The sequence below is a fragment of the Escherichia sp. KS167_9B genome (genome assembly GCF_030295215.1).
Lineage (GTDB): Bacteria > Pseudomonadota > Gammaproteobacteria > Enterobacterales > Enterobacteriaceae > Escherichia > Escherichia coli_F.
This window is the reverse complement of record NZ_AP025754.1, coordinates 1,457,996-1,470,343: the sequence shown is the minus strand read 5'-3', so window position 1 is coordinate 1,470,343 and position 12,348 is coordinate 1,457,996. Positions and strand designations below refer to the sequence as shown.

Sequence of the window (12,348 nt, the reverse complement as noted above, 5' to 3'; positions counted from 1 at the left end):
GCTCCCCCTGGAGAGCTGCAGACCTGTTTATTTAACTCGCACAGCGCCGGGGCCTGTCAGCAAACAGGGAGCATAACCGTCGTGCCATTAAACGCCAGACGGGAGATCATTATTATTTTATTAATACAGATCCGTTGCATTCCGGTCTTTACCGCAGTTTAAAAGAAAAGAGAATAGGGACTTAGGCAGTAGAGCAGTCATTGGACAGACCACACTACCCCAAACTAGCAGGGGAGTTTTGATAAAATTTTGATAACCGTTAGCATGCTAACAAAAAAACAACGGGCGTGTTATACGCCCGTTTCAATATTTAACACATGTAGTGATTACATATTCTTGATGATCGCGTCACCAAACTCTGAACATTTCAGCAGTTTAGCGCCTTCCATCAGACGCTCGAAGTCATAGGTTACGGTCTTCGCGTTAATCGCGCCTTCCATACCTTTAACAATCAGATCTGCGGCTTCAGTCCAGCCCATATGGCGCAGCATCATCTCAGCGGAGAGGATGATAGAGCCTGGGTTAACTTTGTCCTGACCAGCATACTTCGGCGCAGTACCGTGGGTGGCTTCAAACAGCGCGCATTCGTCACCGATGTTTGCGCCTGGGGCGATACCGATACCGCCAACCTGCGCTGCCAGAGCATCAGAAATGTAGTCACCGTTGAGGTTCATACAGGCGATAACGTCGTATTCAGCCGGACGCAGCAGGATCTGTTGCAGGAATGCGTCAGCAATCACGTCTTTAATAACGATCTCTTTGCCGGTGTTCGGGTTTTTGACTTTCAGCCACGGGCCGCCGTCGATCAGTTCACCGCCAAACTCTTCACGCGCCAGCTGGTAACCCCAGTCTTTAAACGCGCCTTCGGTGAACTTCATGATGTTACCTTTGTGCACCAGGGTCACAGAGTCACGGTCGTTAGCAATTGCGTATTCGATCGCGGCACGAACCAGACGTTTGGTGCCCTCTTCAGAACACGGCTTAATACCGATACCGCAATGTTCCGGGAAGCGAATTTTCTTCACACCCATCTCTTCACGCAGGAATTTAATCACTTTCTCAGCGTCGGCAGAGTCAGCTTTCCATTCGATACCCGCATAAATATCTTCCGAGTTTTCACGGAAGATAACCATATCGGTCAGTTCAGGATGTTTAACCGGGCTTGGGGTGCCCTGATAGTAACGTACCGGACGCAGGCAGATGTAGAGATCCAGTTCCTGGCGCAGAGCTACGTTGAGAGAACGAATACCGCCGCCAACCGGAGTGGTCAGAGGGCCTTTAATGGCAACGCGATATTCACGAATCAGATCAAGGGTTTCAGCAGGCAGCCAGACGTCCTGACCATAAACCTGTGTGGATTTTTCACCGGTGTAAATTTCCATCCAGGAGATTTTACGCTCGCCTTTATAGGCTTTCTCGACTGCAGCGTCGACCACTTTCAGCATGGCTGGGGTTACATCTACACCGATTCCATCACCTTCAATGTAAGGGATAATCGGATTTTCAGGAACGTTGAGTTTGCCGTTTTGCAGGGTGATCTTCTTGCCTTGTGCCGGAACAACTACTTTACTTTCCATTCACCTCTCCTTCGAGCGCTACTGGTTTGCTCGTCTGCCACCACGTTGCATATGCGTTTGCGTCCTGCGATACGGATGCGTTAGAGCAATTTTTTGTTAATGATTTGTAATTGGCTTGTCAATACTACCCTATTGTTTGCCGTCATGAAAGATGCGCGTTATTAGGCTATAATGCGGCAATTCATAATCTCTGAAAATACCATGCAAAAAACTTCTTTTAGACCAAAGACAGTATTTTACCAGCCTTCAAATAAAATATTAAATATCAATTATTTACACCAGATTTTAAGCAATAACAAAACCACCAGAGATAACTAACAGGGTGCTATTTGGTCAAAATTTGACATTACTCGATTCAGCGACTAACTCACTTTGAGCACTATTGGGAAAATTATCAAAAGTCATGGTTGAAGCGACAAGCAACGAGTAAATTATGGCATCCACCCTTTTTGAGGTTCACATGAAACGCTTTGCACTGATAGCTGTGACACTCGTTGCCTTTACTGGTTCTGCTGCAACCGAAGAAATCAACTTCAAGTAACAGAAACACCATATAACAATGGAGTGTTGAAAAATGGATACTACCGAAGAACGCAATGGAACATATTTCTACAGAGGACACCCGAACCTGTCCAAAATAGAACTACTCAACGTCATATTCCTTGAAGAATTCTGTAAGGAATTGGGGATTGATTCGGTATCAGGTGCAGCAATCTTATCTGGTCAACCGTGGCTGGGTACAAGAGCGAAGCCGCAAGGAGCAACCCTGGGAACAAGTGTTGTCTCAAAGTATGCGCGTATACTGATGAGAGATGCACGCATGCCTTTTGGTATTTCTGTTCATACACCAGTGGGTGTAAGGATGCAGAAATCTAATAAGCTTGCTGCAATTATCGCTCGTTGGGTCCCGTGGATTGGTTGGGCTTCACTGTCGATGAGTCTTTACAGGGTTTCGACTCGTACCCAGGAAAAATACAATCTGATTGCCAAACCTCAAGACCGTATTAAGTGGACTTCCTTCTAATGGCGACAACAATCACAGACGAAGTTTTAGCACTGTTCCGTGATGAGATTCCAGGTTATCAGGATGACCACGGGAAGGAAATTCCGTTAGAACTGGACTCTGATTTGTTCGACTATCCACGAGATGATTTAGAGGACGCTATACGGAAATACAAAGAGAGGTTTGGGATTAACCTGGATAATCTGGACTGGTCTTTTTACCTTCCGTGGGAGTCTGCACCATTGCTTCAACGATGGTTCAAACTCAAGCGGGAAGAGGTAGAAACAACACGTTTACCGTTAACTGTACGGATGTTTGCAGAATCAGCAGAAGCGGGAAAATGGCTGTATCAGTAGAATAAAAAAGAAGGCTGCGATGCCCCTCTTATTACTGCTGATGATGGTAGTGGTAAAGCATCATCCTGAACTTGAACAGTGAAGTGCTGTCACCCATCAGTAATACAGAAACTGTAGTGGCACAGTAAATTTGGCCACCTGATTAAAGGTGATATTCTCACCTCAACACAAAACAGGTGACTTAATGAACAAGAAAACCAAACGTACTTTCACCCCTGAGTTCAGGCTGGAATGTGCACAGCTGATTGTTGATAAGGGCTATTCGTATCGACAAGCCAGTGAGGCGATGAATGTCGGTTCTACCACGCTTGAGAGCTGGGTACGTCAGCTCAGGCGAGAGCGCCAAGGTATTGCGCCCTCTGCAACACCCATTACCCCTGAACAGCAACGTATTCGCGAGCTGGAAAAGCAGGTTCGCCGACTGGAGGAACAAAATACGATATTAAAAAAGGCTACCGCGCTCTTGATGTCCGACTCACTGAACGGTTTACGATAGTTTCCAGACTGAGTGACAGCCACTCAGTTGTCAGCCTCTGTTCCGCACTGGGAATACACCGTAGCAGTTACCGGTACTGGCGAAAACGACGCGATACGGTTAATTCGGCTCGCGTCAGGTTGTGCAGCGAAATACGCCGGGCATGGAACCAGAGCCGGGGCTCTGCAGGCGCGCGCACGCTGGCTGAAATGCTGACCCAAAACGGCGTCCCGATGAGCCGTTATCGTGCCGGACGGCTGATGAAATACCTGAACCTGAGCAGTTGTCAGCCCGGAAAACATCAATACAAAAATGCCTGTCAGGAGCATACGTGTTTGCCGAATCTGCTCGAGCGTCAGTTCGCTGTACCGGAGCCAGACAGGGTATGGTGCGGAGATATTACGTATATCTGGGCAGGAAATCGCTGGTGCTATCTGGCGGTCGTCATGGATCTTTTTGCCCGCAGGGTTATCGGCTGGAGCCTGTCAGCGAATGCCGATACTGCACTGATAAGCAGTGCCTTGCGGATGGCGTATGAGGTGCGTGGTCAGCCGCGGGACGTCATGTTCCATAGCGACCAGGGAAGTCAGTATACAGGACTGAAATATCAACAGCTTCTCTGGCGTTACAGGATAAAGCAAAGTGTCAGCCGACGGGGAAACTGCTGGGATAACAGCCCTATGGAACGCTTCTTCCGCAGTCTGAAAACAGAATGGGTGCCGACGGATGGTTACGTAGGCAAGGACGAGGCCCGGCAACAAATTAGCGGTTATATCCTGAATTATTACAATAGCGTCAGGCCTCACCATTACAACGGTGGGTTGACGCCGGAAGAATCAGAGAACAGATACCGTTTTTACTGTAAAACCGTGGCCAATATTACTTGACCACTACAAAACACTATTTTTCATACCAGTATTTATTCAATTCATCAATGTAAAATGTGTTCATTGGGCCATATTTATCACCATGCAGCCACACAACCGCTGCTCACTAACCCAGGTATTGATGAAACCGCGCTGAAGAGCCTGAACCCTGAACCTCTAACGAGTACCTTTAAAGTCCAATGCAATCCGACACTGTGCTACCCTCTGCGTATAGCTCTATTTGGAATTTACCATGAAATACTTTAGCGATTCTAAATCTTCTTTTAGAAAAAAACAGGTTAGTCGACTAAACTCGCAACACTCAACTAAGCGAAAACCTGAAAACCAGCCCACGCGTGTGATCCTGTTCAATAAACCCTACGATGTTCTTCCGCAGTTCACCGATGAAGCCGGACGCAAAACATTAAAAGAATTCATCCCGGTTCAGGGAGTGTATGCGGCAGGTCGTCTCGACCGCGACAGCGAAGGGTTACTGGTGCTGACCAATAACGGCGCTTTGCAGGCGCGTTTAACCCAGCCGGGTAAACGTACCGGGAAAATCTATTATGTACAGGTAGAAGGTATTCCCACGGAAGACGCCCTTGAAGCGTTGCGCAATGGCGTAACCTTAAATGATGGCCCTACCCTGCCCGCAGGTGCGGAGATGGTTGAGGAGCCGGAATGGTTATGGCCCCGTAATCCGCCAATTCGTGAACGAAAAAGTATTCCCACCAGCTGGCTTAAGATCACCTTATATGAAGGACGTAATCGCCAGGTGCGCCGCATGACCGCCCATGTTGGTTTTCCCACGCTGCGACTGATTCGCTATGCGATGGGTGATTACTCTTTGGATAATCTTGCCAATGGCGAATGGCGAGAAGCGACAGATTAAGGACGCAAAATGTTTAAACCGCACGTTACCGTTGCCTGCGTGGTGCACGCAGAAGGCAAATTTTTAGTCGTTGAAGAGACGATTAATGGTAAAGCGTTATGGAACCAGCCCGCCGGGCATCTGGAAGCCGATGAAACCTTAGTGGAAGCCGCCGCCCGTGAGCTGTGGGAAGAGACGGGCATCAGCGCGCAGCCGCAACACTTTATTCGTATGCATCAGTGGATTGCGCCTGATAAAACGCCGTTTTTGCGTTTCCTCTTTGCCATTGAGCTTGAGCAAATATGTCCAACCCAGCCTCATGACAGCGATATCGACTGCTGCCGTTGGGTTAGCGCCGAAGAAATTTTACAGGCGTCAAATCTGCGTTCGCCGCTGGTGGCGGAAAGTATTCGTTGTTATCAAAGTGGGCAACGCTATCCGCTGGAGATGATTGGCGATTTTAACTGGCCTTTTACAAAGGGTGTCATCTAAAAGGCTGCGTGATAGAATACGCCGCCTTGAAGTTCAATGTCGTGAGTGATCCAATGTCTGAAACCGCAAAAAAAGTAATCGTCGGTATGTCCGGCGGTGTCGATTCCTCCGTTTCTGCCTGGCTGTTGCAACAACAGGGATATCAGGTCGAAGGCCTGTTTATGAAGAACTGGGAAGAAGATGACGGTGAGGAATATTGCACGGCGGCAGCGGATCTGGCTGATGCCCAGGCTGTCTGCGACAAGCTCGGCATTGAACTGCACACCGTTAACTTTGCTGCCGAGTACTGGGACAACGTCTTCGAACTGTTCCTTGCCGAATATAAAGCCGGTCGCACGCCAAACCCGGATATTCTGTGCAACAAAGAGATCAAATTTAAAGCTTTCCTCGAATTTGCCGCTGAAGATTTAGGTGCCGATTATATCGCTACCGGTCATTACGTTCGTCGTGCCGATGTCGATGGCAAAAGCCGCCTGCTGCGTGGTCTGGATAGCAATAAAGACCAGAGCTACTTCCTTTATACGCTCAGCCATGAGCAGATTGCGCAAAGCCTGTTCCCGGTCGGCGAACTGGAAAAGCCGCAGGTGCGCAAGATTGCTGAAGATCTCGGTCTGGTTACCGCGAAGAAAAAAGACTCTACCGGGATCTGCTTTATTGGCGAGCGTAAATTCCGCGAGTTCCTGGGCCGTTATCTCCCGGCGCAACCGGGCAAAATCATTACCGTTGACGGCGATGAAATTGGCGAGCACCAGGGGCTGATGTATCACACCCTCGGTCAGCGTAAAGGTCTGGGTATCGGTGGCACCAAAGAAGGCACTGAAGAACCGTGGTATGTGGTCGATAAAGACGTCGAAAACAACATTCTGATTGTTGCGCAGGGCCATGAACACCCGCGTCTGATGTCTGTCGGTCTGATTGCCCAGCAGCTGCACTGGGTCGATCGCGAACCCTTCACCGGCACTATGCGTTGCACGGTAAAAACCCGCTATCGCCAGACCGACATCCCTTGCACCGTCAAGGCGCTGGACGACGATCGCATTGAAGTGATTTTTGATGAGCCGGTTGCCGCCGTGACGCCGGGCCAGTCTGCCGTCTTCTATAACGGTGAAGTGTGCCTCGGTGGCGGTATTATTGAGCAGCGTCTGCCGCTGCCGGTCTGATTATTGTCTTTAATTACAACAAGGAAGCAGTGAACGTGGCAAAGAATTACTATGACATCACCCTCGCCCTGGCCGGAATTTGTCAGTCGGCACGCCTGGTGCAACAACTCGCTCACCAGGGGCATTGTGATGCCGATGCGCTACACGTCTCACTCAACAGTATTATCGATATGAACCCCAGCTCCACGCTGGCGGTTTTTGGCGGCAGCGAAGCTAACCTGCGCGTCGGGCTGGAAACATTGCTCGGCGTGCTCAACGCCAGCAGTCGCCAGGGCTTAAATGCTGAGTTAACCCGCTACACCCTTAGCCTGATGGTGCTTGAGCGCAAACTTTCCTCAGCGAAAGGTGCGCTCGACACTCTGGGCAACCGCATCAACGGCCTGCAACGTCAGCTCGAACACTTCGATCTACAGTCCGAAACGCTGATGAGCGCGATGGCCGCTATTTATGTTGATGTGATTAGCCCGCTAGGCCCGCGCATTCAGGTCACCGGATCTCCTGCTGTACTGCAAAGCCCACAGGTGCAGGCGAAAGTCCGCGCCACCCTGCTGGCAGGCATTCGCGCCGCCGTGCTCTGGCACCAGGTCGGCGGCGGACGTCTGCAACTGATGTTTTCTCGTAATCGCCTGACCACTCAGGCAAAACAAATTCTTGCTCATTTAACCCCGGAGTTGTGATCTATGGAATTATCCTCACTGACCGCCGTTTCCCCTGTCGATGGACGCTACGGCGATAAAGTCAGCGCGCTGCGCGGGATTTTCAGCGAATATGGTTTGCTGAAATTCCGTGTACAAGTTGAAGTACGTTGGCTGCAAAAACTGGCCGCGCACGCAGCGATCAAGGAAGTTCCTGCTTTTGCTGCCGACGCAATCGGTTACCTTGATACAATTGTCGCCAGTTTCAGCGAAGAAGATGCAGCACGCATCAAAACCATCGAGCGTACCACTAACCACGACGTTAAAGCGGTTGAGTATTTCCTGAAAGAAAAAGTGGCCGATATCCCGGAACTGCACGCAGTTTCTGAATTCATCCACTTTGCCTGTACTTCGGAAGATATCAATAACCTCTCCCACGCGTTGATGCTGAAAACCGCGCGTGATGAAGTGATCCTGCCATACTGGCGTCAACTGATTGATGGCATTAAAGATCTCGCCGTTCAGTATCGCGATATCCCGCTGCTGTCCCGTACCCACGGTCAGCCAGCCACGCCGTCAACCATCGGTAAAGAGATGGCAAACGTTGCCTACCGCATGGAACGTCAGTACCGCCAGCTTAATCAGGTGGAGATCCTCGGCAAAATCAACGGCGCTGTCGGCAACTATAATGCCCACATCGCGGCTTACCCGGAAGTTGACTGGCATCAGTTCAGCGAAGAGTTCGTCACCTCGCTGGGTATTCAGTGGAACCCGTACACCACCCAGATCGAACCACACGACTATATTGCCGAACTGTTTGATTGCGTTGCGCGTTTCAACACCATTCTGATCGACTTCGACCGTGACGTCTGGGGTTATATCGCCCTTAACCACTTCAAACAGAAAACCATTGCTGGTGAGATTGGTTCTTCCACCATGCCGCATAAAGTTAACCCGATTGACTTCGAAAACTCCGAAGGTAACCTGGGGCTTTCCAACGCGGTGTTGCAGCACCTGGCAAGCAAACTGCCGGTTTCCCGCTGGCAGCGTGACCTGACCGACTCCACCGTGCTGCGTAACCTCGGCGTGGGTATCGGTTATGCCTTAATTGCGTATCAATCCACCCTGAAAGGCGTGAGCAAACTGGAAGTGAACCGTGACCATCTTCTGGAGGAACTGGATCACAACTGGGAAGTGCTGGCTGAGCCAATCCAGACAGTTATGCGTCGCTATGGCATCGAAAAACCGTACGAGAAGCTGAAAGAGCTGACTCGCGGTAAGCGCGTTGACGCCGAAGGCATGAAGCAATTTATCGACGGTCTGGCGCTGCCAGAAGAAGAGAAAGCCCGCCTGAAAGCGATGACGCCGGCAAACTACATTGGTCGCGCCATCACCATGGTTGATGAGCTGAAATAAGCCTCAAATCAGTGCCGGATGGCGATGCTGTCCGGCCTGCTTATTAAGATTATCCGCTTTTTATTTTTTCTCTTTACCTCCCCTCCCCGCTGGTTTATTTAATGTTTACCCCCATAACGACATAATCGCGTTACACTATTTTAATAATTAAAACAGGGAGAATGAAAAATGCGCGTACTGGTTGTTGAAGACAATGCGTTGTTACGTCACCATCTTAAAGTTCAGATTCAGGATGCTGGTCATCAGGTCGATGACGCAGAAGATGCCAAAGAAGCCGATTATTATCTCAATGAGCATTTACCGGATATTGCGATTGTCGATCTCGGTTTGCCTGACGAGGACGGTCTGTCACTGATTCGCCGCTGGCGTAGCAATGATGTTTCACTGCCGATTCTGGTATTAACCGCCCGTGAAAGCTGGCAGGACAAAGTCGAAGTATTAAGTGCCGGTGCTGATGATTACGTGACTAAACCGTTTCATATTGAAGAGGTGATGGCGCGAATGCAGGCATTAATGCGGCGTAATAGCGGTCTGGCTTCACAGGTCATTTCGCTACCACCGTTTCAGGTTGATCTCTCCCGCCGTGAATTATCTATTAATGACGAAGTGATCAAACTGACCGCGTTCGAATACACCATTATGGAAACGTTGATACGCAATAATGGCAAAGTGGTCAGCAAAGATTCGTTAATGCTACAACTCTACCCGGATGCGGAGCTGCGGGAAAGCCATACCATTGATGTACTGATGGGACGTCTGCGCAAAAAAATTCAGGCACAATATCCGCAAGAAGTGATTACCACCGTTCGCGGCCAGGGCTATCTGTTCGAATTGCGCTGATGAAAAAATTACTGCGTCTTTTTTTCCCGCTCTCGCTGCGGGTACGTTTTCTGTTAGCAACGGCAGCAGTAGTATTGGTGCTTTCGCTTGCCTACGGAATGGTTGCGCTGATCGGTTATAGCGTCAGTTTCGATAAAACCACGTTTCGGCTGTTACGTGGCGAGAGCAATCTGTTCTATACCCTTGCGAAGTGGGAAAACAATAAGTTGCATGTCGAGTTACCCGAAAATATCGACAAGCAAAGCCCCACTATGACGCTAATTTATGATGAGAACGGGCAGCTTTTATGGGCGCAACGTGACGTGCCCTGGCTGATGAAGATGATCCAGCCTGACTGGCTGAAATCGAATGGTTTTCATGAAATTGAAGCGGATGTTAACGATACCAGCCTCTTGCTGAGTGGAGATCATTCAATACAGCAACAGTTGCAGGAAGTGCGGGAAGATGATGACGACGCGGAGATGACCCACTCGGTGGCGGTAAACGTCTACCCGGCAACATCGCGGATGCCAAAGTTAACCATTGTGGTGGTGGATACCATTCCGGTGGAGCTAAAAAGTTCCTATATGGTCTGGAGCTGGTTTATCTATGTGCTTTCAGCCAATCTGCTGTTAGTGATCCCGCTGCTGTGGGTAGCCGCCTGGTGGAGTTTACGTCCCATCGAGGCCCTGGCAAAAGAAGTCCGCGAACTGGAAGAGCATAACCGCGAATTGCTCAATCCTGCCACAACACGAGAACTGACCAGTCTGGTACGAAACCTGAACCGACTGTTAAAAAGTGAACGCGAACGTTACGACAAATACCGCACTACGCTCACCGACCTGACCCATAGTCTGAAAACGCCACTGGCGGTGCTGCAAAGTACGCTGCGTTCTCTGCGTAGTGAGAAGATGAGCGTCAGTGATGCAGAGCCGGTGATGCTGGAGCAAATCAGCCGCATTTCACAGCAAATTGGCTACTACCTGCATCGTGCCAGTATGCGCGGAGGGACATTGCTTAGCCGCGAACTGCATCCGGTCGCCCCTCTGTTGGACAATCTCACCTCGGCGCTGAACAAAGTGTATCAACGCAAAGGGGTCAATATCTCTCTCGATATTTCACCAGAGATCAGCTTTGTTGGTGAGCAGAACGATTTTGTCGAGGTGATGGGCAACGTGCTGGATAACGCCTGTAAATATTGCCTCGAGTTTGTCGAAATTTCTGCAAGGCAAACCGACGAGCATCTCTATATTGTGGTCGAGGATGATGGCCCCGGTATTCCATTAAGCAAGCGAGAGGTCATTTTCGACCGTGGTCAACGGGTTGATACTTTACGCCCTGGGCAAGGTGTAGGGCTGGCGGTAGCCCGCGAAATCACCGAGCAGTATGAGGGTAAAATCGTCGCCGGAGAGAGCATGCTGGGCGGTGCGCGGATGGAGGTGATTTTTGGTCGCCAGCATTCTGCGCCGAAAGATGAATAAATATGTCCATACTTCACGCATTACGTTAAGCATCCGTTATAATCGGTTGCAGATACCAGCCTGTGGATGCTTAACATGGAATACCAACTCACTCTTAACTGGCCCGATTTTCTTGAACGTCACTGGCAGAAACGCCCGGTGGTGTTAAAACGCGGCTTTAATAATTTTATTGACCCGATCTCTCCAGACGAGTTGGCGGGTCTGGCGATGGAAAGCGAAGTCGACAGTCGACTGGTCAGTCACCAGGATGGCAAATGGCAGGTCAGCCACGGCCCGTTCGAAAGCTACGATCATCTCGGTGAAACCAACTGGTCGTTACTGGTACAGGCAGTGAACCACTGGCATGAGCCGACCGCCGCACTGATGCGGCCGTTCCGTGAACTACCAGACTGGCGTATTGATGACCTGATGATCTCTTTTTCCGTACCTGGCGGCGGCGTCGGCCCACATCTCGATCAGTACGACGTGTTTATCATTCAGGGTACCGGACGTCGTCGCTGGCGAGTGGGCGAAAAGCTGCAAATGAAACAGCACTGCCCGCACCCGGATCTGTTACAGGTCGATCCGTTCGAAGCCATCATCGATGAAGAGCTGGAGCCTGGCGATATCCTTTATATTCCGCCAGGATTCCCGCATGAAGGCTACGCACTGGAAAATGCGATGAACTATTCCGTGGGTTTTCGCGCGCCAAATACGCGGGAACTGATTAGCGGATTTGCCGATTATGTGCTGCAACGTGAACTGGGCGGCAACTACTACAGCGATCCTGATGTTCCACCTCGCGCTCATCCTGCGGACGTTCTGCCGCAAGAGATGGATAAACTGCGTGAGATGATGCTCGAATTGATCAACCAGCCGGAACACTTTAAGCAATGGTTTGGCGAGTTTATATCCCAGTCACGTCATGAACTGGATATCGCGCCGCCAGAGCCGCCTTATCAGCCGGATGAAATCTACGATGCGCTGAAACAAGGTGATGTGCTGGTACGCCTGGGGGGGCTGCGCGTATTGCGCATTGGCGACGACGTGTATGCCAATGGTGAGAAGATCGATTCCCCGCACCGTCCGGCACTGGATGCGCTCGCCAGCAACATTGCGCTGACCGCGGAGAATTTTGGTGATGCACTGGAAGATCCGTCATTTCTCGCGATGCTCGCAGCGCTGGTCAATAGCGGGTATTGGTTCTTCGAAGGGTAA

General features: G+C 50.2%; 12 protein-coding genes. 11 read left to right on the top strand and 1 reads right to left on the bottom strand.

Annotation, left to right across the window (positions count from 1 at the left end):
* Positions 1–326 precede the first annotated feature (326 nt).
* Positions 327–1,577 (bottom strand): NADP-dependent isocitrate dehydrogenase, encoded by a 1,251-nt coding sequence (gene icd, locus QUE34_RS07305; protein ID WP_000444487.1) that lies wholly within the window; start codon positions 1,575–1,577, stop codon positions 327–329.
* Between the two features lie 574 nt (positions 1,578–2,151).
* On the opposite strand from icd, the gene QUE34_RS07300 reads away from it, so the two are divergent.
* The 11 genes from QUE34_RS07300 (at position 2,152) to roxA (ending at position 12,348) form a co-directional block, all read left to right on the top strand.
* Positions 2,152–2,601, top strand: a complete 450-nt coding sequence (locus QUE34_RS07300) for an STM2901 family protein (RefSeq protein WP_000381622.1) — start codon at positions 2,152–2,154, stop codon at positions 2,599–2,601.
* Positions 2,601–2,936, top strand: coding sequence for a DUF1493 family protein (locus tag QUE34_RS07295; RefSeq protein WP_032302882.1), 336 nt, complete (start codon positions 2,601–2,603; stop codon positions 2,934–2,936). The genes QUE34_RS07300 and QUE34_RS07295 overlap by 1 nt, the downstream gene beginning before the upstream one ends.
* Positions 2,937–3,120: 184 nt before the next feature.
* A protein-coding gene (locus QUE34_RS07290; protein WP_152895938.1) for an IS3 family transposase occupies positions 3,121–4,298 on the top strand; the annotation gives its coding sequence in 2 pieces (ribosomal slippage) (positions 3,121–3,379 and positions 3,379–4,298; 1,179 coding nt in all).
* Positions 4,299–4,530: 232 nt separating this feature from the next.
* Entirely contained in the window at positions 4,531–5,169 is a 639-nt protein-coding gene (rluE, locus tag QUE34_RS07285; RefSeq protein WP_032302880.1) for a 23S rRNA pseudouridine(2457) synthase RluE, read from the top strand.
* 9 nt (positions 5,170–5,178) lie between these two features.
* Positions 5,179–5,640 (top strand): phosphatase NudJ, encoded by a 462-nt coding sequence (gene nudJ / locus QUE34_RS07280; protein ID WP_000476093.1) that lies wholly within the window; start codon positions 5,179–5,181, stop codon positions 5,638–5,640.
* 53 nt (positions 5,641–5,693) lie between these two features.
* Entirely contained in the window at positions 5,694–6,800 is a 1,107-nt protein-coding gene (gene mnmA / locus QUE34_RS07275) for a tRNA 2-thiouridine(34) synthase MnmA (protein ID WP_001353282.1), read from the top strand.
* Between the two features lie 35 nt (positions 6,801–6,835).
* The gene (gene hflD, locus QUE34_RS07270; RefSeq protein WP_001297479.1) at positions 6,836–7,477 is read left to right on the top strand and encodes a high frequency lysogenization protein HflD; all 642 of its coding nucleotides are present in this window, start codon (positions 6,836–6,838) and stop codon (positions 7,475–7,477) included.
* Between the two features lie 3 nt (positions 7,478–7,480).
* Positions 7,481–8,851 (top strand): adenylosuccinate lyase, encoded by a 1,371-nt coding sequence (purB, locus tag QUE34_RS07265; RefSeq protein ID WP_000423751.1) that lies wholly within the window; start codon positions 7,481–7,483, stop codon positions 8,849–8,851.
* Between the two features lie 168 nt (positions 8,852–9,019).
* Positions 9,020–9,691, top strand: a complete 672-nt coding sequence (gene phoP, locus QUE34_RS07260; RefSeq protein ID WP_001265481.1) for a two-component system response regulator PhoP — start codon at positions 9,020–9,022, stop codon at positions 9,689–9,691.
* Positions 9,691–11,151, top strand: a complete 1,461-nt coding sequence (phoQ, locus tag QUE34_RS07255; RefSeq protein ID WP_000735412.1) for a two-component system sensor histidine kinase PhoQ — start codon at positions 9,691–9,693, stop codon at positions 11,149–11,151. The genes phoP and phoQ overlap by 1 nt, the downstream gene beginning before the upstream one ends.
* A gap of 75 nt (positions 11,152–11,226) precedes the next feature.
* Positions 11,227–12,348, top strand: coding sequence for a [50S ribosomal protein L16]-arginine 3-hydroxylase (roxA, locus tag QUE34_RS07250; RefSeq protein WP_001295435.1), 1,122 nt, complete (start codon positions 11,227–11,229; stop codon positions 12,346–12,348).